The 26,048-nt window shown below is 37.1% G+C and carries 22 protein-coding genes; 15 read left to right on the forward strand and 7 right to left on the reverse strand.

All coding sequences use genetic code 11. The annotated features are described in order from the left end of the window. Nucleotides 1-321 precede the first annotated feature (321 nt). The gene (locus EV200_RS06370) at nucleotides 322-546 is read left to right on the forward strand and encodes a hypothetical protein (RefSeq protein ID WP_132530264.1); all 225 of its coding nucleotides are present in this window, start codon (nucleotides 322-324) and stop codon (nucleotides 544-546) included. An 80-nt stretch (nucleotides 547-626) separates the two neighbouring features. On the opposite strand, the gene EV200_RS06375 is transcribed toward EV200_RS06370, so the two are convergent. The 3 genes from EV200_RS06375 to EV200_RS06385 form a co-directional block, all read right to left on the reverse strand. After that, on the reverse strand, nucleotides 627-3,080 hold the full coding sequence (locus tag EV200_RS06375) for an outer membrane beta-barrel family protein (RefSeq protein WP_132530266.1): 2,454 nt from the start codon (nucleotides 3,078-3,080) through the stop codon (nucleotides 627-629). Between the two features lie 107 nt (nucleotides 3,081-3,187). Next, the gene (locus EV200_RS06380; protein WP_132530268.1) at nucleotides 3,188-4,942 is read right to left on the reverse strand and encodes a PspC domain-containing protein; all 1,755 of its coding nucleotides are present in this window, start codon (nucleotides 4,940-4,942) and stop codon (nucleotides 3,188-3,190) included. 13 nt (nucleotides 4,943-4,955) lie between these two features. Beyond that, a complete protein-coding gene (locus EV200_RS06385; RefSeq protein ID WP_029282550.1) occupies nucleotides 4,956-5,300 on the reverse strand; it encodes a PadR family transcriptional regulator in 345 nt (114 codons plus the stop codon). A 645-nt stretch (nucleotides 5,301-5,945) separates the two neighbouring features. Between EV200_RS06385 and EV200_RS06390 the strand changes: the two genes are divergently transcribed. The 4 genes from EV200_RS06390 to EV200_RS21725 all read left to right on the forward strand — a co-directional run bounded on the left by EV200_RS06390 (nucleotide 5,946) and on the right by EV200_RS21725 (nucleotide 12,935). Further along, nucleotides 5,946-7,394 carry an amino acid permease gene (locus EV200_RS06390; RefSeq protein WP_132530270.1) on the forward strand — a complete coding sequence of 483 codons (1,449 nt, stop codon included), beginning with the start codon at nucleotides 5,946-5,948 and terminating at the stop codon, nucleotides 7,392-7,394. A gap of 346 nt (nucleotides 7,395-7,740) precedes the next feature. After that, on the forward strand, nucleotides 7,741-10,818 hold the full coding sequence (locus EV200_RS06395; protein ID WP_132530272.1) for a SusC/RagA family TonB-linked outer membrane protein: 3,078 nt from the start codon (nucleotides 7,741-7,743) through the stop codon (nucleotides 10,816-10,818). An 11-nt stretch (nucleotides 10,819-10,829) separates the two neighbouring features. Next, nucleotides 10,830-12,488, forward strand: coding sequence for a RagB/SusD family nutrient uptake outer membrane protein (locus tag EV200_RS06400; protein WP_132530274.1), 1,659 nt, complete (start codon nucleotides 10,830-10,832; stop codon nucleotides 12,486-12,488). A 282-nt stretch (nucleotides 12,489-12,770) separates the two neighbouring features. Further along, complete coding sequence (locus tag EV200_RS21725) at nucleotides 12,771-12,935, forward strand: hypothetical protein (protein WP_165877877.1); 165 nt, start codon at nucleotides 12,771-12,773, stop codon at nucleotides 12,933-12,935. Between the two features lie 190 nt (nucleotides 12,936-13,125). On the opposite strand, the gene EV200_RS06405 is transcribed toward EV200_RS21725, so the two are convergent. Both EV200_RS06405 and EV200_RS06410 read right to left on the reverse strand, forming a co-directional pair. Further along, nucleotides 13,126-13,752 carry a class I SAM-dependent methyltransferase gene (locus EV200_RS06405; RefSeq protein ID WP_165877878.1) on the reverse strand — a complete coding sequence of 209 codons (627 nt, stop codon included), beginning with the start codon at nucleotides 13,750-13,752 and terminating at the stop codon, nucleotides 13,126-13,128. A 47-nt stretch (nucleotides 13,753-13,799) separates the two neighbouring features. Further along, nucleotides 13,800-14,711, reverse strand: a complete 912-nt coding sequence (locus EV200_RS06410; RefSeq protein ID WP_132530278.1) for a UbiA prenyltransferase family protein — start codon at nucleotides 14,709-14,711, stop codon at nucleotides 13,800-13,802. Nucleotides 14,712-15,214: 503 nt separating this feature from the next. On the opposite strand from EV200_RS06410, the gene EV200_RS21730 reads away from it, so the two are divergent. The 9 genes from EV200_RS21730 to EV200_RS06450 all read left to right on the forward strand — a co-directional run bounded on the left by EV200_RS21730 (nucleotide 15,215) and on the right by EV200_RS06450 (nucleotide 23,288). Further along, complete coding sequence (locus EV200_RS21730; protein WP_165877879.1) at nucleotides 15,215-15,382, forward strand: hypothetical protein; 168 nt, start codon at nucleotides 15,215-15,217, stop codon at nucleotides 15,380-15,382. A gap of 79 nt (nucleotides 15,383-15,461) precedes the next feature. Next, nucleotides 15,462-16,559, forward strand: a complete 1,098-nt coding sequence (locus tag EV200_RS06415; protein ID WP_132530280.1) for an AI-2E family transporter — start codon at nucleotides 15,462-15,464, stop codon at nucleotides 16,557-16,559. A 23-nt stretch (nucleotides 16,560-16,582) separates the two neighbouring features. Beyond that, on the forward strand, nucleotides 16,583-16,969 hold the full coding sequence (locus EV200_RS06420) for a hypothetical protein (protein WP_132530282.1): 387 nt from the start codon (nucleotides 16,583-16,585) through the stop codon (nucleotides 16,967-16,969). 925 nt (nucleotides 16,970-17,894) lie between these two features. Then, on the forward strand, nucleotides 17,895-18,614 hold the full coding sequence (locus EV200_RS06425; protein WP_132530284.1) for an SDR family NAD(P)-dependent oxidoreductase: 720 nt from the start codon (nucleotides 17,895-17,897) through the stop codon (nucleotides 18,612-18,614). A 9-nt stretch (nucleotides 18,615-18,623) separates the two neighbouring features. Next, a complete protein-coding gene (locus EV200_RS06430) occupies nucleotides 18,624-19,238 on the forward strand; it encodes a MarR family winged helix-turn-helix transcriptional regulator (protein WP_132530286.1) in 615 nt (204 codons plus the stop codon). Between the two features lie 78 nt (nucleotides 19,239-19,316). Beyond that, on the forward strand, nucleotides 19,317-20,153 hold the full coding sequence (locus tag EV200_RS06435; protein WP_132530288.1) for a phytoene/squalene synthase family protein: 837 nt from the start codon (nucleotides 19,317-19,319) through the stop codon (nucleotides 20,151-20,153). 52 nt (nucleotides 20,154-20,205) lie between these two features. Next, the gene (locus tag EV200_RS06440; protein WP_229676787.1) at nucleotides 20,206-20,493 is read left to right on the forward strand and encodes a TIGR03643 family protein; all 288 of its coding nucleotides are present in this window, start codon (nucleotides 20,206-20,208) and stop codon (nucleotides 20,491-20,493) included. A 3-nt stretch (nucleotides 20,494-20,496) separates the two neighbouring features. Further along, nucleotides 20,497-21,642 carry an FAD-binding domain-containing protein gene (locus EV200_RS06445; protein ID WP_132530290.1) on the forward strand — a complete coding sequence of 382 codons (1,146 nt, stop codon included), beginning with the start codon at nucleotides 20,497-20,499 and terminating at the stop codon, nucleotides 21,640-21,642. A 98-nt stretch (nucleotides 21,643-21,740) separates the two neighbouring features. Then, entirely contained in the window at nucleotides 21,741-23,288 is a 1,548-nt protein-coding gene (locus EV200_RS06450) for a cryptochrome/photolyase family protein (RefSeq protein WP_132530292.1), read from the forward strand. 96 nt (nucleotides 23,289-23,384) lie between these two features. Here EV200_RS06450 and EV200_RS06455 read toward each other — a convergent pair whose 3' ends face one another. Then, nucleotides 23,385-24,632 (reverse strand): Ig-like domain-containing protein, encoded by a 1,248-nt coding sequence (locus EV200_RS06455; protein WP_132530294.1) that lies wholly within the window; start codon nucleotides 24,630-24,632, stop codon nucleotides 23,385-23,387. Between the two features lie 183 nt (nucleotides 24,633-24,815). Beyond that, entirely contained in the window at nucleotides 24,816-25,559 is a 744-nt protein-coding gene (locus EV200_RS06460; protein WP_132530296.1) for an SDR family oxidoreductase, read from the reverse strand. Nucleotides 25,560-25,661: 102 nt separating this feature from the next. Between EV200_RS06460 and EV200_RS06465 the strand changes: the two genes are divergently transcribed. Beyond that, nucleotides 25,662-26,012, forward strand: a complete 351-nt coding sequence (locus EV200_RS06465; protein ID WP_132530298.1) for a winged helix-turn-helix transcriptional regulator — start codon at nucleotides 25,662-25,664, stop codon at nucleotides 26,010-26,012. Nucleotides 26,013-26,048 lie beyond the last annotated feature (36 nt).

A 26,048-nucleotide genomic window follows, 5' to 3' on the forward strand; every position in this document is an offset into this window, starting at 1 on the left:
TTTGAACCCACGAAGAGTCGTCCTCCTGAACTTGATTCAGGAACTTATCAAAATAGTTGCTGAAATAAATTCAGCATGACGATTCGCTTAGTATAGCTCTTCAAAAAATTCGTCATTGCGAAGCAGATTCTTCATCTGATGAAGCAATCTCTATCAAAGCAATCTTCAAAATAGATTGCTTCCCTGAAAGGTCGGGGCAGGCTGTCGTGCCTCCTCGCAAGGACCATCCTGTTTGGGGATTGTCTTCCTGAACTCACGAAAGGATCGTCCTCCTGAACTTGATTCAGGATCTTACCAAATAGTTGCTGAAATAAATTCAGCATGACGATTTGCTTAGTAAAAGCTCTTCAAAAAATTCGTCATTGCGAAGCAGATTCTTCATCTGCTGAAGCAATCTCTATCAAAGAAATCTTCAAAATAGATTGCTTCCCCGAAAGGTCGGGGCAGGCTGTCGTGCCTTCTCGCAAGGACGATCCTGCTTGGGATTGTCTTCCTGAACTTGATTCAGGAACTTACCAAATAGTTGCTGAAATAAATTCAGCATGACGATTCGTTTAGTGAATCCTCCTTTTTAATGACTAATGCCCTGGACTTACGACTCCAGACTGAAGACTCACAACTCCAAACTACCCCCCTGCTCTATTTTTAATATCATCGGTAGCAGTATTTCTGGATCTTGCAGACTTCACATTTTGATTGCCAAAGTTATAGCTGATGTTAAAAGAAGCTCTTCTATTGATATAATTATTCTGAGCTCTTAAATTAACATTCTGATAGTCTAAAGTACCTTTCCAGTAATTGGTGGCAAAAATATCATCAATATTTAATTTAAACTTTAGGTTTTTATTCAGGAAGCTTTTCTGCACACCCGTATTTAATGCATATTGATAAATGATGGTTTTTTCCAGCCCCCTCACTCTTGGAGAATTTAGCCAGAAATTGGTTTCGATGGTCCAGTTATGAGCCAGTGTTATAGAACTGGTGATATTGAAATTATAAGATACTTTGCTTAGTACAAAAGGTGCACCTTCTAAGTTGTTATCATTAAATTTATTATAAAAGAGATTAAAATTGTTTTGCAAATTCCACCATTTGGTAACTGCCAAAGGGAAATATAAACCCGCAGAATAGTATTCACCACTTCCAATATTACCTTGACCAACGGTAACAATTCTGGTGCTGTCATTTTGCGCCGTTTTACTATCTAATATTAAATCTTTAATTTTTGAATATCCCAGAGAAAAAGATAGCCCACTTTTATAACTGTAGCTAACTTCGAAATTATTAGTAAACTGCGGTTTTAAATATGGATTTCCTTGTTGTATGGTATAAGGATCCATATAAAAATTAAAAGGATTTAATTGCTGGTAATTGGGTCTATCAATCCGTCTGCCATAGGTGTAACGCAGATTACTACTCTCCGAAATTTTCTGATTAACGAAAACTGTTGGAAACAAAGACAGGTATTTTTGATCTGACACCGTATTATTGGTGATTAAAGCTCCGGTGGCATTTGTATATTCAGCCCTTAATCCAGCCTGAATTTGGAATTTTCCTAAATCTTTAGACACGTTTGCATAGGCTGCATTAACATTTTCTTTATAAATAAAATGGTTGCTCTGGCCTGCAATATTCTGCCACTCATTATTTAAGAAAGTAGAAGATAAAAAATTATTGTTGGTTTTAACAAAGCTACTTTTCAAGCCAGTTTCTAATTTGGCTGTTTTCGAAATTGGCCATGTAAAATCCGCTTTGGCGGCAAAGATATCAATATTGGTTTTGCTATCGTTTTTGATAATGGTTTGATTATAAACGGCTCCAGCTTCATTAAAGAAATTTGTATTAAAATTTTCAAGTCCGGTGTAATCGAAGCCTGAATAGTCGGCATCAAAATTTAAACTGGCACCTTCTTTTTTAAATTCATGTTTAATGTTAAAATTTGCACTATAATTTTTATTGGGCGTATTGGCATCCGAATTTAAAATAAGCGAATTATTGCTTACTGCCCCAGACTGAACTTCATTGATAAAAGTCTGAGAAAAATTATCCAGTTTGCGGGTACTCGTATTGCCATCCAGCATTACGCCAATAGTTGTTTTTTCACTGACATAATAATCAGCACCCAGTTTAGCTGCTAATCTGGAACCAGTATATATTTTTTGAAAATTTTGATTGAAGGCACTTTGCAAGCCACCAGAATTTGTAGTTCTCTCTAAAAACAGGTTAGAGAAGTTGTTATTTTTTGATGCATTGGCATTGCTGTAAAAGTTCCATTTTTCGTTCCTATTGTTGATGTTAAAATTCAGATCAGAACCGTAAATATTTTTTGGCAAGTTTGCCATGATGGCATTGCGATAAGTTGATGAAACACTTCCGTTGGTACCAAAGGCTTTATTCTTTTTTAATTTAATATTAATGATTCCTGCGTTTCCTGCAGCATCATATTTGGATGACGGATTGGTAATAATTTCTATGGTGGAAATTTGACTGCTATTTAAACTCCCCAAATAAACGGCTAAATCTGCTCCCGATAGAAAATTATTCTTTCCATCAATCATCACCATTACACCCGATTTATTATTTAATAAAATCTGATCGTTTTGCTTATCAACCTGTACGCCTGGTGCCTTCTCCAGAAGTTCCAATGCTGTACTTCCTGATGAAACAATACTGTTTTCTATATTCAGCACTGTTTTATCTATCTGATGTTCAATAAACGGTTTCTTAACTGATACACTAACGTCATTCAACTGCTTAGTTAAACTTTGAAGGGTTATAGCAGGCATGTTTAGATTACCATTCAATAAGAACTTATCGGTTTTCTTTGTTTTATACCCAACAATAGAAACCGATAGGATATAAGTTCCCTCTTTTAACTGCTTAATTTCATAAGCACCATCCAGATTCGTTGTCACTGTTTTCACCAAACTGGTATCAGGAAAATTTAAAAGTCTGACGATTGCAAATGGCACTGTAACAGCCTTTTCATCTATAACTTTTCCTGTTATTTGAGGTGAATTTTGGGCAAAGGAAACCCCGCACACCATCAGGCATGTCATTAACGTAAATAATATTTTCATGGTTTTTTTAACTTTTATTAAAACTGTAGTGTAGCGGAGATATTTTATTTATTCATATGTTCATTTAAAAAATCTCCGCTTTGGCGGGAATAACAATCAGGTACGTTTTAACGATATTTACGATCTTCAGGATTAATGCCCAATTCTTCTTTCAATTCCCTGATTCTATTTAGGATAGAATCCTGCTTAAGTGTATCAACAGGTCTATTTTTTTGCGAAAGTTCTAAATCATGCAGTTCATCTTCAAGTTTTTGCTTATTTATCGCTTCTTCCTTTAACTGAGCGATGCATTTCAAGCCATCCTCTGTCATGATCCAAGAAGTGTAATCATTTTTGTCGCCTTCCTTTTCGCCACAATCCCAGGTTCCATAATTATTTACATACCTGTATGAATCTTCTTTTAAGATCACTTTTGTACCAACTGGAATTTCAAGTTGTAAGCGAACTTCCTGGTTTCTCCAAATGGTTCCCTTTCGGAGCTGAAAACGTGGATTAAAAACTATTGTCGAATCTTTTAGGCTGTATTTATAATCTATATTCTGTGCGTTTTGTAAGGCACTTTGAAAAGTTTTACCCTGAGATTCATATTTTTGTATCAGGCGTGTAGCATTTGTAGCACCTCTTTCAATATCAATACGGATATTATTTGGCATCACGAAAGGTCCGTTTTCAAAATCATCAGTCACAATTTGCCTATTTTCATTGGCCTCAATATGATAAGTAATACTGTCTGCTTTGCTAAAATATTTACTTCTGTCAATATCAATAATATAAGTTTTAAAAGTCTTCAAATCAGCAGTCTGCGTTAATTCTGCATGTTGTTTAAATTCAGAAGAAATTTTTGCGGCCTGGTAACCAGCAGTAGCCACACCACCTAACCAAATGATCAGTAGCGCAAAAGAAAGTGTTTTGTTAATGGCTTGCTTATTAAAGGCAACACGGATGGAGAATAATACAAGTGCTAAAATCGGAATAAATAATACGAGAAAAGCACTGAACAAAATCACACCTCTGTTGCCATCATTAATGATTGAAAAAGGGAAAGAATCATAAATGCTCGAATCCCAAAAGCCTTGAAAAGCGGCGGTGGTAATAATGAGCATCAGTAATAAAAATGCCCCAAATACAATGATGAAACCAGCTATTACCTTAAATAATATTTTCCCTGATCCAGATATAAACCTACCGATCCATTCAAAAAACTCACCAATTACCATTCCGAAGCGGGCAAATAAGGGTTGAGCATGTCTGTTCACTTCACCTAAACGATCTTTAACAGCTTGCAATTCTTCATCCAAATTCTTTTGAAAACCTTGCAAGTTTGCTGGTTCGCCTTTCATTTCCATCTTTTCCAAGCGGGATTTTGCTTTAGGCATGATGATCCAGAGTATAGCGTAAACCAGAATTCCGAATCCACCTAGAAACGCCATTAGCAACACCGCCACCCTAATCCATTTGGCGTCGGTATTTAAAAAATGAGCAATTCCTGAACAAACGCCGGCCACTACCCTATCATCCATATCCCGGTATAATTTCTTTTCGGCATACTGGTGTTGGTAAGCAGATTGTAATACAGGCTCCTCTTCATTTTCCTCAACAGTATCAAAATCTTTAACGCGTCCCATTTGGGCAACCACATGCTGAACATCGACTGTATCAACCACTTGTTTCTTCTGCTCTTCCAACTGCTCCGTTAATAATTCTGCAATGCGATTTTCGATGTCAGTCACAATCTCCAAATCATCTGCATGATTGGCAAAATATTGCTTGACTTCATTAAGATAAGTCTTTAAAATATCGTAGGCGCTTTCTTCGATGTGAATGATCGTATTTCCTATATTGATGATGATGGTCTTTTCCATTTCCTTTTTTGCGTTATGAGGTTGTTGAATTGGCGCCGCTTTGTGATATGCCTACAGCATAAGCAAGCTCTTGCCAGGTTTGATCTAATTTTGATAAAATTTCCCGACCAACATCTGTTAAGGTATAATATTTTCGGGGCGGACCTGAGGTAGATTCTACCCAGTTGTAGCTTAATAAACCATTGTTTTTAAGCCTGGTTAATAATGGATAAAGTGTTCCCTCTACCACCAGCAATTTTGCCGAGCGTAATTCAGCAATAATATCTGAAGCATAAATCTCGCCCCGGGAGATGATTGATAAAACACAGTATTCCAGAATTCCTTTCCGCATTTGCGTTTGCGTATTTTCTGCTATCATAATACAAAGATATATGTTTTATATTGTACTATGCAATACATAGTACTAAAATAAATCGAAATAAAATATCAAAACAATGATAATCAGATATTTAATTTTTATTTTAAATTATGAACTTAGATAATTAAGTGTTCTTTCTGTGGGATTTATGAAGTTTTGTAACCCTTAAAATCAACGAATCAGCCAACTTACGAAGTCTCAAAGGACAGAAGAGCAGCAGGACTTCGACAGTTTAAATAGGCATCTAAACTTATGGTTAGACTGACGAAGTTCTCCTTCCCCACAAGTCAACAAAACTTCGTAAGTCAGATCAGCCAACTTGCGAAGTCTCGAAGGCCATAAGCGCAGCAGGACTTCGCCAGTTTAAGTAGGCATCCAATCTTATGTTTAGACTGACGAAGTTCCCCTTCCTCACAAGCCAACAAAACTTCGTAAGTCAGATCAGCCAACTTGCGAAGTCTTAAAGGCCAGAAGCGTAGTAGGACTTCGCAAGTTTAAATAGGCATCTAAATTTACTACAAGACTGACGAAGTTCCCCAACACTCAATCCTACCGAAACTTCGTAAGTCGGTTAATTGAAAACAAATGCCTACAACTACGATAGAATTAATATATTTTGATAATTTTGCAACCTTAACTTGTTTCATGAAAAAATCAATTGCCAGCATTGTTGCTGAAGCAAACCAAAGTGGCGAAGGAACGCTCAAAAGAACTTTAGGTCCTGTTAACCTGATCTTAATCGGTGTTGGTTTAACACTGGGAGCAGGCCTGTTCTCTATTACAGGATTGGCTGCAGCCAATCACTCTGGTCCGGCAGTAACCCTTTCATTTATAATTGCCGCTTTAGGATGTGGATTTGCTGCACTTTGTTATGCAGAATTTGCTTCCATGATTCCGGTTGCGGGTAGTGCATATACTTACTCGTATGCCACAATGGGCGAACTTTTTGCCTGGATCATTGGCTGGGATTTGGTTTTGGAATATTCTGTGGGCTGTGCCACGGTAGCCATTAGTTGGTCTCAATATTTAACTAAATTTTTAGGAAGCCTTGGGCTTTTTCTTCCTCCGCAACTTACCCTCTCTCCTTTCGAAACAGCAAAACTGGCTGATGGCTCCACGGTTAACGGGATCATTAATATTCCTGCGGCACTGGTAGTTGTTTTAATGACTGCGATTTTGATTCGTGGAACCAAAGGATCGGCAATTGTAAATGGCATTATCGTATTTTTAAAAGTAGGTGTAGTTTTAGTCTTCATTGCTTTGGGTTGGCAATATATTGATCCAGCGAATTATCATCCCTATATCCCTGAAAACACAGGCACTTTCGGACAGTTCGGCTGGAGCGGTGTGCTACGTGGTGCAGGTTTAGTTTTCTTTGTGTTTATAGGTTTCGATGCTGTTGCGGCATCTGCTCAGGAAACAAAAAATCCTGGGCGGGATTTACCAATCGGAATCATTGGCTCGCTGGTGGTTTGCACCGTACTTTTTGGTTTATTTGGCCATGTAATGACTGGTTTAGCCAATTACAAAGAGTTTGCAAATAGTGGTGCTCCTGTTGCAATTGCCATTGAAAAAACACCTTATGCATGGTTGAGTCAAGCCATTATATTAGCCATTTTAATTGGTTATACATCGGTAATTTTAATAGACTTAATGGCGCAATCAAGAATGTTTTATTCCATTAGTAAAGATGGTTTACTTCCGAAAATGTTTTCTGATGTACATACGAAATTCAAAACACCTTGGAAATCAAATATCATTCTGTGTATTTTTATTGCACTATTTGCCGCGTTTGTACCCATGAACGTTGTTGGGGAAATGACTAGTATCGGAACCTTGTTGGCCTTTTTGATGGTTTGCGTAGGCATCCTGATTTTGAGAAAAACCAATCCAGAAGCTAAACGACCGTTTCGGGTTCCTTTTGTTCCATTAATTCCTATTCTTGGAATTTTAACTTGTGTTGCCATGATGGTGTTTCTTCCGTTGGAAACCTGGATAAGGCTGGCCGTTTGGTTGGTTATCGGATTGGCAATCTATTTCTGGTATGGCAAAAAGAACAGTAAACTTAATATTCATCCTGAAGAAAAAGTATAATGATTGAATCAAAAACTAATCGTTATATGAACGATAATTACTAAAATTGGTATTATTACCTTGCATCTTTTTAATCCAGTTGAATAAATCATTACAATACTTTCTCTGAGCATCAAGACAAAAAACACATTTATAAATACACATCGTCTTCCTTTTAAACTACAATTACAAATCTATTACTCACACAATTGATTAGCACTTAGCAGACATATTTTACGGGAACGATTGCATAGTTTTGAGTCGTATTATAGTTACGAATTGAATTTGGTTGGCTAAATTGTAAGCCAAATAACCAAATATAGTAGTCACACCAAAATGACTATTTTCAACTCTTAACCAACTAATCATGAAAAAAACATTACTTTTTTTCGTCATTTCTCTATTGTGCAGCACCATTTTGATGGCCCAAAGCCAAAAAATTTCAGGTAAGGTAGTAGATGAAAAAGGCGAAACCTTAATCGGTGTATCCGTCAAAGTCAAAGGAGCAGCCATTGGCGGTTCCACAGATGTAAATGGTAACTTTTCCTTCGATGCACCGCCTAACGCCACATTGGTATTCTCATTCGTAGGTTACAATAACAAAGAAATTATACTGGCCGGACAAAAGACACTTTCTGTCACTTTAACCGAAGCTGCAGGTCAGTTAAACGAACTGGTAGTGGTAGGTTACGGCACACAAAAGAAATCACAGGTAGCCACTGCGGTTGGTAGTGTTCAAGGAGATGCCATTGCAGAACGGGGAACGGTAAGCGCTTTACAGGCTGTTCAAGGTCAGGTTGCAGGAGTAGATATTTCTGCAGGCTCAGGCCGTGCCGGAGCAAATTTTAACGTGCAGATCAGGGGGCAGAATTCTCTTGCAGGTGGCCAGCCACTTTTTGTTGTCGACGGCGTAATTGTTTCAGATATCAATTTTCTTAATCCGCAGGATATTGCCAAAATGGACGTACTTAAAGATGCGGCATCAACAGCTATTTATGGTTCAAGAGGCTCAAATGGTGTGGTTTTAGTCACCACAAAAAATGGCGCAACAAATAAAAGTAGTGGCGCAACCATTTCTTATGATGGTTATGTAGGTATCCGTAAAGTAGCCAGAATGCCTGATTTTATGACGGGAGAAGAATGGTGGGAATTCCGCCAAAATACCTTCATCTCACCAGAACTCATTGCTGGTAGAACTTTTACCAATACCATTGGAAGTTTAGATAATCCAACTGTACTGCAAACCGTAGCCAACCATGATTATACCGACTGGAAAAGCCTGGTGCTACAAGATGGTATTCAGGCCAACCACTGGGTAACGGCATCAGGCCGGAGCAGCAACAATGATATTCAATATTTAATTGGCGCAGGGTATCAGAATGAAAAAGGAAACTTTTTACAAGACAATTTAAGTCGATACAACTTTAAAGTAAATGTTGATGGCAAGATTAATAAAAACTTTTCTGCCGGAATGAGCATCAACTTCTCGTTTACGGACACCGAACGCGGAAGCGATGACGCGGTGAGAAACGGTTTCAATATGGCACCTATTTTTAAGCCTTACGATGCAAATGGAAACTTGGTATTCAGACCTGGTCAGATTCCTGTTCCCGGATCTACCGTTGTTTCCAGCTTTACCAGTACTGTAAACCCTCTTCTGGAAATCTCCAATTCGGAGAACAATACCCGAAGACATTTCGGTGTGGGTAATATTTATTTACAATATGCGCCTGCGAGCTGGATTGACGTTCGATCAACCTTTTCTCCGAGCGTAAACTTTGTAAGAAATGGCAGGTATTGGGGCTCATTAACAGGTGTTGGCGATGGCTTACTTCCTGATGCGCAAAGGGTAAACCAGCAAACTCAATCTTACATTTTTGACAATGTGGTAAACATCCGTAAAAAAATAAAGGAGCACAGTTTTGCTTTTACAGGCTTATATAGCATGCAAAAAGATAGATTTGAAAGCGACACGACAAAAGTTAATGACCTGCCTTACAACTCATCTTTCTATAATTTAGGCGCATCAAACAACCGGCAGTTATCTTCCAGTAATTTCAACCAGTTTTCCATTCTTTCCTTTTTAGCAAGAGTAAATTATTCCTTCAGAGATAAGTATTTTGTAACACTCGCTAACCGATGGGATGGTTCATCTAAACTGGCTGAAGGCAATAAATGGTCATCCTTTCCATCTGCTGCAATCGCCTGGCAAATATCAAGGGAATCTTTTATGCAAAACGCATCATTTGTGTCTGATTTGAAACTGCGTTTTAGTGCAGGCGTTGCAGGAAATAACAACAACATCAGGCCATATGAAACACAGATGAACTTGAGTGCACCAACCTATTATGATTTTGGTGGAACACCTGCCTTGGGTTATTCGCCAAGCAGATTACCCAATTCCTCGTTAACCTGGGAACGTACACGTGAATTTGATTTAGGTGTTGATTTTGGCTTCCTGAAAAACAGAATTTCTGGCTCCATCGATTTGTATGATAAATTATCTGAAGGTTTATTGCTTAACCGGGATTTACCACTCGAAACCGGGTATTCATCTATCAAAGATAATATTGGTTCTGTAAGCAATAAGGGGATAGAGGTTTCCTTTAGAACCATTAACATTTCTGCTAAAGATTTTACCTGGTCAACTTCGTTTACTTTTGCCAGAAACAAAAATGCGATTATAGATTTGCTCAATAAAAAACAAGATTTAGTAGGTAATTCATGGTTTATTGGCCAACCGATCAATGTTAATTATTTATATGTCTTCGACGGAATATGGCAGGAAAGTGACCGTGCATTGGCGCTGACTTATGGTCAACTGCCGGGTCAAGCCAGAGTGAAGGATTTAAATAATGATGGCAAAATCAGCAGCACAAACGACAGGCAAATTATAGGTCAGAAAGATCCAAAATGGACGGGTGGTTTTTCTACACAGTTTACCTATAAAGCTTTTGATTTATCAGCTTCGCTCTTCGCTAGACAAGGTATGCAGGTTTACAGTGCTTTCCACAGCATTTTTACCCGTTACAATGACCGCGGAACCAATAAACTTTATAACGATTATTACATGCCTGCCAATGCTGTAACGCAGGGAAGAAGCTCAAATACCTACCCTCAGCCAAACAACATCGGTCCTTATTGGGATGGTATTACTGGTGTTGGTTATTATAAAGATATTTCATTTGTTAAAATACAGAACATTTCACTGGGTTACACCCTCCCGGCCAAGATAATAGAGAAATTAAAGATTAAGAGTTTACGCGTATACGCTAATGTTTTAAATCCATTTGTGTGGACAAATTATGATGGATTTGATCCGGAAAGCGCAAGTGGAATTGATTCTTCCGTTACCACAGAACAAACCAATACCACTGTTGGAAACATTAACAATACTGGCCCGAGCACCGTTACTTATCAAATTGGCGTTAACCTGAAATTTTAAATCAAGGTATCATGAAAAAACAAATCATACTGTCACTTTTAATTCTTGCCAGCTCGTTTACGGGTTGCAAAAAAATTTTAGAAGAAGAAAATAAATCGAATATCGTATCCAATGAATATTATGCAACCGCGGAAGGATATGAAAAATTAATTAACGCAACCTATGCCACCCTACGCAAAGTCTATAGTTCACCATATGTGTTTTGCGCAGGAACGGATATGTATGTAGAAGGCAGAGATGCACAGCCCGTTGGCATTAGTGAATATCAAAACTTAAACCCCGATAATGCAGAGGTAACGGCATTTTACACCAACACCTATTCTTCAATTCAGTTATGTAACACCGCACTTTATTTCAATAGCAATACAGCAGCCAGTGCCAATTTAGCCATTAGAAAAGGTGAAGTAAAATTTATTCGGGCATACTATTATTTCCTGCTGGTACAATCTTTCGGCGGAGTGAGTTTAGTAACTGATCGCTTTGATACACCAATTGAACAGTTTAAAAGAAACACCGCACAAGAGACTTATGATTTTATCATTAAGGAAATGAATGAAGCACTTGATTTAGTACCTGAAACCACTACAGATTTTGGGCGTGTAACCAAAAGAGCTGTTCGACATTATCTGGCAAAAGTATATTTAACCCGGGGATATGAAGCATTTGGATCTGCACAGGATTTTAGTACAGCGGCAACTTTTGCTGATGCCGCAATTGCCGGAAGGACGTTAACCACTTCTTTTGAAAATTTATTTTTTCCAGGCAATGAAAAAGATCAGGAAATAATCTTTTCAGTTCAGTTTGATGCGACTTCATTACCTACGGCTACGACTGGCGGAAATACTCAGGCTGCATTTTTCGGACCCTACCAAGGCGGATCGGGAGGTGCACAAGGCTACCCTTACCGGGCATTCGTACTAGTACCCACATTGTACACCTTCAATACTTTCACCGAAAATGATGCACGTTTTGATGCCACATTCATGATTAATCTCTATCAGCGCTATTATGATTATTACGATAAAAGCGCAGAAAGAGCAAACTTAAACATCAGGTTTTATTATAAACCCAAATGGGATACCACTACTGATGCAGCCTGGCGTGCAGCAGATCCCACACGCAGAGCAACCACTACGATTATACCTTATTCTAATGCATGGCAGGCTTCAAGAAGTACTGTGTTAGACAATGCTACACCTTCTGTTAAAAAGTTTGATGATCCAAAATCTCAGTTTGGATCAGCCACCAGCACACGTGATCTGTTTTTGGCTAGGTTAGGTGAAACCTATCTGGTTGCTGCTGAAGCTTACTTTAAGGCTGGAAATCTGGCATTGGCTACTGATCGGATAAATGAGGTTAGAAGAAGAGCCGCTAAAACGGGCAAAACTGCTGAAATGGCCATCACCGCTGCCAGCGTAAATATCGATTTCATTTTAGATGAACGCGCCAGAGAAATGGTTGGTGAGTACGAAAGGTGGTTCGATTTAAAGAGAACAGGTACGCTGGTAGAAAGAACCAGACTATACAACAGGGATATTAAAACAAACTGGTTTGATAAAGGCATTAATCCATTTTCAGGCGTTGGCGGTCAGTTAAAATTACTTAGGCCAATTCCAAGTAGGGCTATTGATCTTAATGGCGGACCTTTTGCACAAAATCCGGGTTATTAAGCCTTAATGATGAGAATAAACATTAATCTGAGCTTGTTTCAGGTTAATGTTTGTTCATATCATAATTAAATACAACTGGTTCTCATACAACTGAATATAAAACTACAATTGCATCATATGCTATACACTTGTATGTACTCGAAATTCACAAATATGATACAATAACCTTAATACAAGTGACTTAGTTAACAAAAAAACTTAAGTTATCAACAATTACACCTATTAAGATGTTTTTGGCTTAGGGTTTGCCTTAAATGATATACCTATTAAAAAACATTTCCAATGATTATTAAATTAGACACCTCCCTTTTCAGGATAGCAAGACCGAAAGCAGAAACGGTTAGAAAAGTCGCAACACCTTTAACCAGAGCACAATGGATAACAGCAGATCGAATTGTAATGGCTGCAATGTTTATGGCTGTGATTATAGGCGCTATTTTATTCTAAGTATTGATGATTTTGCTAAATCTTCTAAAGTCATTTTTTTTCACTGTAATGCATGATCATATTATAGTTGGTTTATTCACTAATCGTAACCAGATCAACACAGTAAAATTTCCAGCTGCATAAATTCCATTTGCAATAGTTTTGATCCCTTATCTTTAAGTAACAAATACCTCTTCCACAAAATTGAAGCTTATTTTTGATAGACAGTTGCAGAAATAAAACCTTTGTAATAAAGTTGCCGTTCCATAGTTTTATATTTTTTTTGTGTAAAATATGGATGCATATCAATGAGTTGATTGGCCTCCACAATACCAATTAATTTAAAAAACAAATACATCGATTTTAATATCATAGCTTTCCACCATTTCCCTTTATTGGCACTTATCGAAAAATCTACAAAAAGCCATAGCCCGTTTACCTTCAGGTGTTGGTGCAAATCATTAAAAACTGCTTCTGCCCTATGTCTGGAGAAATTATCAAATAAAAAGGGTGTTAAGATCACATCAAATGTTTGTTCTGTTTTAAAATCTTCAATTCCAAGAGGAATAAAATCAACTTTGTTATTTTTAAAATTTCTTGCCTTTGAAAGCTTTATCATTTTTTCAGAAATCTCTACATAAGTGATTCTTAAACCCGATGAATAAACCTTCGCAATCTCTTCTAAAATCCAGCCCGTGCCACCACCTACAATCAATAGAGATGAATTTTCTGGAATAGATTGTAATTGATCGATCTGTGCCTTCACTTGTGATTTAAAAAAAATCAGCCGGCTTAGGAAATCGTAATGGTTGGCTATTTTATCGTAATTGTTGATCAAGATAATATTGAATTAAAGATTTTTGCCTTAATACTTTTCTTTTTTAGCTATTGAACAAACTGCATTCCTAAAATTCCACATAATGCTTTGAAAAAGATCAATCCATCAATTACCATGAGGTAGTACAGTATATTTTTTCTCCTGTGCATGGAATAAGCAATATAAATAGTTAAGACGAATGGTAAAACATTACAAAAAACTTGTGGCAAACCAAACCCTTTATATTCCGCAAAGATTCCTAAGGAAATAAGTCCGATGATGAGTAAAGGGATTAAAATACTGAAAATTGTTTTGCGCAATCCATAGCGTACAACGAATGTACGTAGATGACGGTTTGCATCAGTTGGATAATCTTTAATGTCGAAAATAATGGCATTAACTGTGCAAAACATCCAGTTTTTAATAAAGAGCCACGTCCATAAAACGGAATCGTGATAACCAATTCCAGTTTCAATCTTAAGCATAATTAAAGGCAGTACATTGGCACAGCAAGCCCAAACGAAACCAATTACAAAGGCTTTTAACCATCCAGTGTTTCGGAGGTTAAATTTGAGGAATGATCTGGGCAACAATCCATAATACAATGCCCCGGCAATGATGATGATGGTGATTGCCAGCCAGTACAAAGCTGGAAGATGCAATATCTGTTGGAAATTCTGATACACGAGATTAAGCGCCAGAAACACACAAAACACAAACAGTAAAATCTGACTCCAGCCAATCACTTTTTTGTGCTCGAAATACCACTGTGTTCTAGGATTGGTGGCTGAGGGCTGATTCGAAACTTTGTTATAGGCGTAAGTATAATAAATGGTGGGGGCCAAAAATAGTAGCAAATAATAATTTAAGGAATTGAAAGGTAGCCGAAGTTGATAGGTTGCCTCGAGCGTTAAAGCCACGGCTAAAATACCAACGAAGTAGTTGCCGAAGAAAACAAACCGAACAATTTTATTTAACATTAAAATGCATTATTTTCAATCGCCAATTTCGGATATAAAATTGAATAAATATTCAGGTAATTAAGATTTGATAAAATAAAATACTGTTTGAAAATATGCTTTGCTTCTTGGTTGTTTAAAGAAAAAAGCCTACAATATAGAAGGTAGGGTCATTCGGTTGAAAATGGTTCAGACATTAATCGGTTACAGATGCTTCGTACCTCAGCATGACAAAGGGTACTTAAAGCGATCGCTGTAGCCGACAAGGAGGCACCGGAAGGGAATGCTAAATCTCAAAAACCAAAAAAGCCTCATTAAAACTAAGTCTTAGCAAACCTCCAGGCCTTGGAAACTTCGTAAGTTGGGCAATTATAAAGTATTTCTTAATCACTACCACACTCCTTTTTTGAATAAAAAGTTAATTTTATCTGCATTTAGCAGTTAATAATCATTTTTATAGATGATGTAACATTTATAGTGAAACAAAACATATCTGTTCATGTTAGTATCAAAAATTAAATAACATGAATAAAAAAATTACAAAACTAACAATGGTGATAGCTTTAGTAGGTTTATCATCACAATTGTTTGCAAAAGAATCAACTTCAACTCTATCTGGTAAATTTGGCAAACAATTACCAAGAACCTGGAGTGTTAGTGCTCAAACTAATTTTAAGATCACCAATAAATAAATGCAGTTAATATATCTTAACTGCATTCATTTTATCAGATGACTTGGCGAAAGTAAAACCACCTCTAAAATAGCTCAATATGAAAAAAGAATTCCCATTTTACATTAAGGCGCCAGTAATTATGCTTGGCCTGGTTATCGCTGTGTTTATCCTCAGCGTGCTTCGGGATATTCTGGTTCCACTGGCTTTCGCAACGCTGATTGCCATATTATTAAATCCCTTATCCGTAAGGCTGGAAAGAAAATTACCCAAAATCCTCTCTATAATGATTTCCATGATCATCGCATTACTGGTTGTAGTCGGAATCGCTTATTTCTTGTCGTCACAAATTGCCCACTTCTTCGATAATGTTGATGCCATGAAGCAAAAGTTTACAGAACTGCTTTACAACACACAGGCTTGGCTGGAAAAAACTTTTGGCATTGGCTCTAAAAAGCAAGTGCAGATGATTAAAGAGGCAGCCAACAACAGTAAAGCTGTTATCGGTCAAACTCTAAGCGGTGCATTGGGCATATTAAGCGTAGTTTTTTTAATTCCGGTGTATACCTTCCTCATCATGCTTTATAAAACTTTGATCCTCAATTTTTTCTATGAGGTTTTCTCTACAGAGAATCAACAAAAAGTTGGTGAAATTCTTGCGGAAACCAAAGCAGCCATTCAGAGTTATATCGTTGGCTTGTTAATAGAAACCGGAATTGTTGCGGTGATGAATTCTTGTGCATTATTGATCCTGGGCGTACCAAACGCCATTCTAATCGGTGTGATTGGAGCAATCTTAAACCTGCTTCCATATATAGGTGGAATCATTGCCATAGCCTTGCCTGTATTAATGGCGACCATATCTTTTGATGGATATACGACTCAATTGCTGATCATTGCAGCCTATGCACTCATCCAATTCATTGATAATAATTTACTGGTTCCAAAAATTGTTTCATCAAAGGTACAGATCAATGCATTGGTATCCATCGTTATTGTGCTTATGGGTGCAGCCGTATGGGGCGTGCCAGGCATGTTCTTGTCGATTCCTTTTATAGCGGTACTTAAAATTATATTCGACAGAATTGATGAACTAAAACCATGGGGAAAATTACTAGGGGATAATATTCCTACCGAACACCTGGGGCAGCTAAAAAGGCTAAGAAGAGGAAAAACCCAAGTAGTAAAAAATACTTAAGATAAATTAAAGACTAAAATAACATGACAGCTGGAAAAAAAATTATATCAATTGTAGTCGCAATCGCTTTATTAGTTATCGGAGCATTAATCTATTACAATTATTTCTTTGTATTTGGAGAAGGCGTTAAAGCCGGTGAATTAAACTATATAGTTAAAAAAGGATATGTGTTTAAATCATACGAAGGGAAACTCATTCAAAGTGGCATCAAATCCAGGCAGACCGGAACACTCCAAAATAATGAATTTGAATTTTCTGTCGGAGATAAACAAATTGCAGAGCGGATGATGGGCAACAGTGGCAAGTTTTATGAACTGCATTATAAAGAATATAAAGGCAGCTTACCCTGGCGAGGCTATAGCCGCTACGTTGTAGACAGTATTTATTCTGTAAAAGATCTGCCACAGTAGCAATGCCTCATGTATAAAATCAATCCGAACCAACCTTATGTTAGTTCGGATTTTTTTTGCGTTAGTCCAGAAATTTTTCTCAGACACTTATAACTATGGTTTTATAATCCATCTTAATGATCAAAAATTAAGTTTGTTTACGGTATCTTTTTTTGCTTAGGATTAGAGGATTAAAAATCCTCAGTAAAATAAGTCAGGATTAAAAATCCTGACCAACGTATTTATACTCTTAGACGCTCCAACCGAGCAAATAAAAATCCAGATAAACGTATTTGTGTTAGTCCGAAAATTTTTTTCGGACTTTTATAACTATGGATTTATAATCCATCTTAACGATCAACAATTAAGTTCGTTACAATATCTTTTTTTGCTTAAGCCCTAAAAAGATTAGAGGATTAAAAATCCTGACCAACATATTTATACTCTTAAACGCTCCAACCGAGCAAATAAAAATCCAGATAAACGTACTTGTGTTAGTCCGGAAATTTTTTTCGGACTTTTATAACTATGGATTTATAATCCCTTTTAACGATCAACAATTAAGTTTGTTTATTTTTTCGTTGAAGCCTTAAAAAATTGAAGATTAAAAATCCAGATAAACGTACTTGTGTTAGTCCGGAAATTTTTTCCGGACTTTTATAACTATGGATTTATAATCCATCTTAATGATCAACAATTAAGTTTGTTTACAATATCTTTTTTCCTTAAGATTAGAGGATTAAAATTCTGACCAACTTACCTTCCCATCACTGACCAATACAGTTAAATTCTCTTCTCACTGTTAAAATTATTCATTTGACCAAATTTTAAAAAAAAGGAAATACTTCCACCTATTCAAGATCAAAATTTAGTACATTTATAAACATTATAATTGAAAAATTGTATATTAATATATCATATACAATATTAATATAATCACCACTAAATGAGGTTTCAGCATAAAAACATTTTGGTCATAGGAGGCAGTTCAGGTATAGGTCTAGATCTGATTAAATTATTAACCAGTGAAGGCGCTACTATTTACGCCGCCTCTAGAAGTCGCTCAGAAGAATGGCCTGCAACCTTAAACTACCAGGAAATGGATGTGATGCAAGGGGTGGAATTATTAGCTTCATTCGTGCCTGACGAGCTGCACGGCTTGGTATATTGCGTTGGAAATATTAACCTTAAACCATTTAACAGAATTTCAGAGCGTGATTTGGTTGATGATTTCAGGTTAAATGTTGTCGGCGCAGCCTTGTCTATACAACAGGCACTAAAGTCCTTAAAAAATGTTCCTTCAGCTTCCATTGTGCTACTGAGTTCTGTCGCAGCTAAAACAGGCATGGGTTTTCATTCCAGTATCGCTGCTTCTAAAGCCGCGGTAGAAGGGCTTGCACTGTCATTAGCAGCCGAACTAAGCAGTAGTCAAATTCGGGTGAATGTTGTTTCTCCTTCCTTAACCAATACACCATTAGCAGCCAAATTACTCAACACGCCCGAAAAAATGGAGGCATCGGCAAAAAGACATCCGATTGGAAAATTCGGAGAACCAAAAGATATTAGCGCCGCAATTGCATTTTTGCTTTCAGAAGACAGCAGCTGGATCACGGGCCAAATTATTCCAGTTGATGGAGGCATAAGCAATTTGAAAACCAATTTTTAACAAAACCTAATGATGTACAACCTGATTAATGAATTGGTAACCTTGGTTAAAACATATGAAGGCAGTGGAGCAAATCAGGCAGAAGATCTTCATGCTTTCCGCAAATGGTTAAATAGCCACTTCGAAGATGATCAGTCATCATCAACAGCGGATCCAGATTGGACAGGTAAAGACAATGGACGATCTGCAGATAGCGTAATCAACACTTCACTGGTGCATTTATACAGATATGCCAAGATCCACGCCAAAGCTGCAATTACCGATAGCGCATTCTCTACGCCTGACGAATTTATTTACCTGATTAGCTTGGTTTCTGGTGGAAGCATGAGTAAAACGGAACTGATTAAACAAAATATACACGATAAGCCAGCAGGATCACTGATCATTAAAAGACTGCTTGATAAAGGATTAATTGAACAGCAATCTTCAGATCTTGATAAGCGAAGTAGAATGGTACAAGTTACCCCTAAAGGCAGTGATCATTTGAAACAAAGTATGGATAAGATCAGACTTGCTTCAGCTCAAGTAACAGCGCCGCTTTCTTCAAAAGAGAAAAAGGATCTGATTACTTTATTACTCAAACTGGAAAACTTTCATCAAGCACAACTGGTAGAAAAGATTTAACATTTATGGTCATGATTCATTTGAACGCCACTTTTTACGATTATTTAATTTTTGCTTCAGCCCATCCATTTAGAAAAAATGAAAACCATCTTTGATAAAGTATCTGCAGAATGCAGTAAAATAGTAACCAAAAATTATAGCACCAGTTTTTCATTGGGCATTCAGTTTCTTGGCGAAAAGCTTCGGAACCCTATTTATGCCATATATGGTTTTGTGAGGCTAGCCGATGAAATTGTAGACAGTTTTCACGATTACGATAAGGTAACGCTACTCACTAAATTTAAGAGAGACTGTTACGAAGCCATCAACGATCGAATCAGCCTGAATCCTGTACTAAATGCTTTCCAGGAAGTGGTAAACACCTATGAAATAGACGTTGAGCTGATTGACCTTTTCCTACAAAGCATGGAAATGGATCTTCAAAAGGAAGTTTACACGCCTGAAAAATATGAGCAATATATCCTGGGTTCCGCACAAGTGGTAGGCCTGATGTGCCTTCATGTTTTTACAGAGGGAAATAAAACAACCTATGAGCGCCTAAAGGAATCAGCCATGAAACTTGGCTCTGCCTTTCAAAAGGTAAATTTCTTAAGAGATGTAAATGCCGATTTTTATGTATTAAGCCGAACCTATTTTCCCAATGTGGATTTATCCGTATTCACTACATCAGAAAAAACCATTATCGAGAAGGAAATTAGTGCCGAATTTGATGCTGCCCTAAATGGTATCAGGCAATTACCTGCTTCATCAAGAAAAGGTGTATATCTGGCTTACATTTATTACAGAAGGCTTTTTGATAAAATCAGGAAGAAAACAGCCACACAGATTATGGCCGAGCGGGTCAGGATTTCCAATGTTCAGAAATTTACGTTGATGTTTGGCTCTGTACTAAGAAGCAGATACAATCGGATATAACTAAGAGTGTGCAAACACAACTGAAATGTAAAATTAACTTAAAAACGAATTGATGATGATCGATACCAATACATTTTCCCTTACAGAGATAGATAGGATTATTGAGATGGCTTGGGAAGACCGGACCACCTTCGATGCCATTGAGGAACAGTTCGGACTGAAGCATCAGGAAGTGATTGCTTTCATGAGAAAACAAATGAAGGCCAGTAGTTTTAAAATGTGGAGGAAAAGAATGGGAAACAGATCAACCAAACATGCCGCATTAAGAAGCCAAAATATCAGCCGTTTTAAATGCGACCGTCAAAGAAACATCAGCCATAATAAGATCAGCAAAAGATAGCATATGGCATTGCCCCTTTTCACTACAGATTACACCTTGATTCTAAAAAAAATTAAGGAAATAGATCCTTTGCAATATGCAAAAACGAGAAATTTCATTAATGGATCAGTGAGTTATCTTTCTCCATATATTTCAAGGGGAGTAATCAGCCTGAAACAAGTACAGCAGGAAGTGATCAACAAAGGCTTTGGATTGGAAATTACTCAAAAATTTTTGCAGGAATTGGCCTGGCGTGAATACTACCAACGCCTTTGGCAAGCTAAAAAAGATTTAATCTGGGAAGATCTGAAACAACCGCAACCCGATTTTTCACATCATGAGCTAATGGCTTCAATGATAAATGCTGAAACGGGCATCAATGCAATTGATCAGCAAATTAAAAACTTATATCATTCAGGCTACATGCACAACCATGTTAGAATGTACGTGGCTTCCATAGTATGTAATATCGGTAAAACCCATTGGCTACAGCCTTCAAAATGGTTATATTATCATTTATTAGATGGAGATATTGCCAGTAATACAGCCAGCTGGCAGTGGGTATCCGGTGCTTTTGCGTCAAAAAAATATTATTGCAATCAAGAAAACATCAATAAATACACTGGCAGCGATCAGCTTAATACATTTTTAGACAAACCTTACGAAGAGTTGCCAACATTGCCAATTCCCGATGAACTAAAGGAACGTGTAATTTTACAGCTTAAAACTCCTTTGCCCGAAACACCACTTCCAACTATTGATTTGAATAAGCCAACCCTAATTTACAATAGCTATAATCTTGATCCTATTTGGAGATCAGATCAAAATGTAAATCGGGTATTGTTATTAGAACCTTCTCATTTCTCGAAATATCCGGTCAGTGAGAAGGTAGTGAGCTTTGTTATAGAACTTTCAAAAAACATCCCGGGAATTCAAATCTATACTGGCGAAATTTCAGATTTAACATCGTTGTACAGAAATAGTCAGCAATCTTTAGAAGAATCCTTTATTTCAAAGACGCATCCTGCGTTTGGCCATTATCCGGGTGTTAAAGACAGTTACGACTGGATGTTTCCTGAAGTGACGGGTGAATATCCTTCTTTCTTTAAATACTGGAAAAAATGTAAGCCTTACCTTGACCAAATGATGGGAGAAAGCCAATCACTTTAATCATTATCAGAGAAACCAGCGATACACCAGCGACGTATATCATAGTTAACAGATCCTAAATTAAGCTCTATTTAATATTCAGTGATCATCCCGTAATCATGAAGAAAAAATACCAAACCCTCCGGCTCATTCTTGGCGATCAACTTAACCTAAAACATTCATGGTTTTTAAAGGCTGATCCATCTATTCTTCATGTCATGATGGAAGTAAAAACCGAGACTGACTATGTTTGGCACCATATTCAAAAGGCCTGTGCTTTTTTTGCAGCGATGGAAGATTTTGCTGAAACCATCAACAGCAAAGGATTTGATACGCTTTACCTCCACCTTGATCATCCTGACAACAAACAAAGTTTTTCAGAAAACCTTAGTGAGTTAATTAAAAAGCATGGTATTGAAGCATTTCATTACCAGCTTCCAGATGAGTACAGGCTGGATCAGCAGATGAATGATTTTTGTCGCAGCCTTGATATTCCCTCGCATAGTTTCGATAGTGAACATTTCTATACTGGCAGAACTGAACTGGCAGATTTTTTTTCGGGGAAGAAAGAACTGATTATGGAAAGTTTTTATCGGGCCATGCGGGTAAAACACCAGATTTTAATTAATAATGATCATGATCCGGAAGCAGGGAAATGGAATTTTGATGTAGAAAACCGAAAAAAACTACCGAAGAACCACAAACCTAATCCTCCTTTACTATTCGACAATGATGTAAGAAAACCCTACGATCGGATCACTAAAGCAAAGGTAAAAACCATTGGCCATATCGAACCGCAATATTTACAATGGCCAATAAACAGAAAACAATCACTTCAACTTCTTCATTATTTCTGCGAAAATTGCCTGCCGCTATTTGGTACCTTTCAGGATGCGATGCATACAGATGAGTGGTCGCTTTATCATTCCCGCCTATCATTTAGCATGAATACGAAGTTAATTTCGCCCACGGAAGTTGTGAATACAGCTTTAGCTACCTGGGAAAAAGATAAAAAATTGATTGCCTTGAATCAGATTGAGGGCTTCATCAGGCAGATTTTAGGCTGGCGAGAATACATGAGGGGTATTTATTGGATGAAGATGCCTGAATTTGAAACACTCAATTACTTTAATTACAACAAAAAACTCCCGTCATGGTATTGGACAGGTGAAACCAAAATGAACTGTTTAAAGCATTCCATTTCTCAATCTTTGGATCATGCTTATGCCCATCATATTCAACGCTTAATGATCACCGGAAATTTTGCACTTCTGGCTGGCATCAATCCAGATGATGTGGATTTTTGGTATTTAAGCATTTATATCGATGCCATACAATGGGTAGAAATCACCAATACCCGGGGCATGAGTCAATATGCTGATGGTGGAATCATAGGGTCGAAACCTTACACCGCATCGGCGAACTATATCCACAAAATGAGTAATTACTGTGAAAGTTGTAAATATGACCGAAATGATAAAGTAGGAGAAAATGCCTGCCCCTTTAACAGTTTGTACTGGGATTTCCACGACCGCCACAGAGAAAAACTTCAGCATAACCACCGCCTTTCAATGGTGTATCGCCTTTGGGATAAAATGAAACCTGAACTTAAATCAGCAGTTTTACAGCGGGCAAATGACTGTTTGGAAAATCTGGATAATTTATAGAAACATTAGTATGTTTTGTAAAAACGATGCAAAGACAACATATCATTTAATTTACTATATGATATTACCAAGGCAATAAATTAGCACCTATAAAAATCATTCATTTCCAGTCTTAAAATCGATGAGGTATGGCTTTATCCTGGCGCCGTTCAAATCCCTAAATCCTTCTCCTATTACAAGCTGATATCGTTTGTTAGGTTTCAGCTCCACTTCAAATTCTGCAGATTTGCCATCTTCCGAGAATCCAATAACTTTTTTTATACGCATGGAACTATCCTGACCTAACGGACCTTGTTCAAAGCTTCTATAGCGCTTGTCCATCGGTTTTGAAAACTTAACTGTAATTTTGTAATTCAACGAATCAATTTCGTGCTCTGATTTTGTAACGATTCCATTAATAACTGAAGGACGATTTTTTTCATAAGCACGCTTTAAACTCTTTACTTTTTTATCAAAATATCCAGATTGATCTACATAGTTGTATAAAGCTTCCATATTATTATAATCAAGTTCGATCATCTCTTTAATTGCCTTGGTTTTATCAATTGTATTTAAATGATACCGCTGGGCAATGGCATATCCAACATAATAGCCAAGATCCCTGACACCAAATTGGTTTTCCGCATTACTGTATAGCCAAAATCCATTTCCTGTATTAAACATTTGTGTAGCAAAATCCTGCTTCACCGTAACCGGATTTGATTTACCAAAGGCAAGTGCAGGAAGAGTTGAATGGGTTGACATCGCTTGCTCGGAAATAAATTCAGCTACCCCTTCCAGAACACATTGTGCTAAAAGATTATCTCCCATACTTGTTTTTTGCTGGGTATGTACATACTCATGGATGTTGGTGAATACTAAATTATCCAGATGCTCATCGTCCATTGCAATCTCACTTCCAATAAGGACCATATTACCCAATGTTGTTCCACCGCTCCTAAATGCACCAATGGTAAAATAAATTTCTGCTGGTTTTAATGCCGGGTAAAGCTGCTTCAATATCGAAATCTTGCTGGCTATAGCAGTTGCATAATCATTAACCCTTAGAGTATTCTTACGTATGGAATTGAAATATGCTTGTTTTTGACTGATGGCATCAATATAGGATTTGGCCGTATAACTTCTGGCCTGCATCATCGCTTTTAGTCCGGGCGTACCTTTCTGAATAAATAAATTATTTAGGTAAGCATACTGCGCTACAGTATCTTTTGTCGCAATGATCTTATCGTAAGCTACCCAGAAATGATCAATATCAGCAGTAACCAAACTAACATTTTGTTGCGCCCTTACCTTTTGGTTAATGGAAATAAAAAAAATGACTGCAAAAAGGATATTTCTATTCATATAACCAATAGACACTTGAAAAATAATAGTGTGACATTAATGATTTTTTTAATGCTTAATTTTCAGCTTTTTACCTCATTAAACAAAGACTTAATGATAAAATACTCATCAATTACTCAAAAACAGAATAAGCGGCAAATGCCGCTTATTCTGTTTTAACTATTTCAAAATGATATTGCCAATTTACTTTAATGCATAGTTAAGGTAACCGCCATCAGCTATAATTTCTGTTCCGGTAATAAAGCTTGCAGCATCAGACGCCAGGAACAATACTGTTTTTGCAATTTCATCTGGATTACCCAGCCTTTGCAAAGCTGTAGCAGCAGCTAAAAAATCTTTTGCTTCTGACGGTACAGCATTTTCTAAACCTGGTGTTGCTACAGGTCCCGGGCTAACAATGTTGACACGAATTTTTCTTCCTGCCAGTTCATTTGCAGCAATCTGGGCAATTTTATTCAGTGCTCCTTTAGTCGCAGAATATACGCTTGCACCCAAATTTGCAGCTGTTGCTACTGTTGAAGAGGTAAACAATACCGAGGCTCCGTCTGACAGGTGAGGAAGTAAATTTTGCAAGGTGAAAAAATGTCCTTTTACGTTGGTATTGAATTGTGCATCAAAATTTGCCTCGCTAACTTTTTCTATAGGTTCAAATGTTGCAATACCTGCATTCAGAAAAAGAACATCTACTTTGCTTCCACTTTCGGCAATTGTTTTTTCCAAGATAGAAATATCAGGAAGTTTCGATGTGTCGCATAACACAGTGTTCAATTTAGGGTTATTTATTTCTGCGGATGCCTTTTGAAGATTTTCGGTATTTCTACCTGTTATCCAAACGTTGGCACCTGCGGCAATAAATGCTTTTGCTGTTGCAAATCCGATTCCAGTAGTTCCTCCTGTTATAACGACGTTTTTATTTGTAAAGTCCATGATTATCTTTAATTGTTTAAGCTGTAAAGGTATCATGAATCAATTTATTTCAGTTACTTTGTAACCGAAAGTAACAGTAACTTTCGAGTAACTAAGTAACTTATGATTGAAGATCACTGTCAATTAGGACACAAAAAAGAGATCATGGCTGTCCATGATGCAATGGATGTACTGAATGGGAAATGGAAAATATCCATCATCTCATCCATTTGCTATTATAACAAAAGAAGATTTTCTGATATTTTGAATGATGTACAAGGCATATCAAACAAAATGCTAAGTAAGGAATTAAAGGAGTTGGAAATCAATAAATTGATAAAGCGAACAGTATTAGAAACTCAGCCTATATCGGTTCAATATCAATTAACAGAATATGGCATGACTTTGAAAACCATTATTAATGATCTGACAGAATGGGGATTAGCGCACCGAAAAGTAATTGTTGGCAAATAAATTTGATCCTGCTTTCGGTGAAAAAGTTCAAGTCGT

It is taken from the genome of Pedobacter psychrotolerans (assembly GCF_004340665.1).
Lineage (GTDB): Bacteria > Bacteroidota > Bacteroidia > Sphingobacteriales > Sphingobacteriaceae > Pedobacter > Pedobacter psychrotolerans.

Bases quoted from the DNA above. Each gene is read 5' to 3' on its own strand.
- EV200_RS06445 (WP_132530290.1), top strand. From the start codon at position 20,497: ATGGCATTGCCCCTTTTCACTACAGATTACACCTTGATTCTAAAAAAA.
- EV200_RS06410 (WP_132530278.1), bottom strand. From the start codon at position 14,711: ATGTTAAATAAAATTGTTCGGTTTGTTTTCTTCGGCAACTACTTCGTT.
- EV200_RS06380 (WP_132530268.1), bottom strand. From the start codon at position 4,942: ATGGAAAAGACCATCATCATCAATATAGGAAATACGATCATTCACATC.
- EV200_RS06460 (WP_132530296.1), bottom strand. From the start codon at position 25,559: ATGGACTTTACAAATAAAAACGTCGTTATAACAGGAGGAACTACTGGA.
- EV200_RS21725 (WP_165877877.1), top strand. From the start codon at position 12,771: ATGATTATTAAATTAGACACCTCCCTTTTCAGGATAGCAAGACCGAAA.
- EV200_RS06430 (WP_132530286.1), top strand. From the start codon at position 18,624: ATGATGTACAACCTGATTAATGAATTGGTAACCTTGGTTAAAACATAT.
- EV200_RS06450 (WP_132530292.1), top strand. From the start codon at position 21,741: ATGAAGAAAAAATACCAAACCCTCCGGCTCATTCTTGGCGATCAACTT.
- EV200_RS21730 (WP_165877879.1), top strand. From the start codon at position 15,215: ATGAATAAAAAAATTACAAAACTAACAATGGTGATAGCTTTAGTAGGT.
- EV200_RS06455 (WP_132530294.1), bottom strand. From the start codon at position 24,632: ATGAATAGAAATATCCTTTTTGCAGTCATTTTTTTTATTTCCATTAAC.
- EV200_RS06415 (WP_132530280.1), top strand. From the start codon at position 15,462: ATGAAAAAAGAATTCCCATTTTACATTAAGGCGCCAGTAATTATGCTT.
- EV200_RS06440 (WP_229676787.1), top strand. From the start codon at position 20,206: ATGATGATCGATACCAATACATTTTCCCTTACAGAGATAGATAGGATT.
- EV200_RS06465 (WP_132530298.1), top strand. From the start codon at position 25,662: ATGATTGAAGATCACTGTCAATTAGGACACAAAAAAGAGATCATGGCT.
- EV200_RS06375 (WP_132530266.1), bottom strand. From the start codon at position 3,080: ATGAAAATATTATTTACGTTAATGACATGCCTGATGGTGTGCGGGGTT.
- EV200_RS06420 (WP_132530282.1), top strand. From the start codon at position 16,583: ATGACAGCTGGAAAAAAAATTATATCAATTGTAGTCGCAATCGCTTTA.
- EV200_RS06400 (WP_132530274.1), top strand. From the start codon at position 10,830: ATGAAAAAACAAATCATACTGTCACTTTTAATTCTTGCCAGCTCGTTT.
- EV200_RS06390 (WP_132530270.1), top strand. From the start codon at position 5,946: ATGAAAAAATCAATTGCCAGCATTGTTGCTGAAGCAAACCAAAGTGGC.
- EV200_RS06385 (WP_029282550.1), bottom strand. From the start codon at position 5,300: ATGATAGCAGAAAATACGCAAACGCAAATGCGGAAAGGAATTCTGGAA.
- EV200_RS06425 (WP_132530284.1), top strand. From the start codon at position 17,895: ATGAGGTTTCAGCATAAAAACATTTTGGTCATAGGAGGCAGTTCAGGT.
- EV200_RS06435 (WP_132530288.1), top strand. From the start codon at position 19,317: ATGAAAACCATCTTTGATAAAGTATCTGCAGAATGCAGTAAAATAGTA.
- EV200_RS06370 (WP_132530264.1), top strand. From the start codon at position 322: ATGACGATTTGCTTAGTAAAAGCTCTTCAAAAAATTCGTCATTGCGAA.
- EV200_RS06395 (WP_132530272.1), top strand. From the start codon at position 7,741: ATGAAAAAAACATTACTTTTTTTCGTCATTTCTCTATTGTGCAGCACC.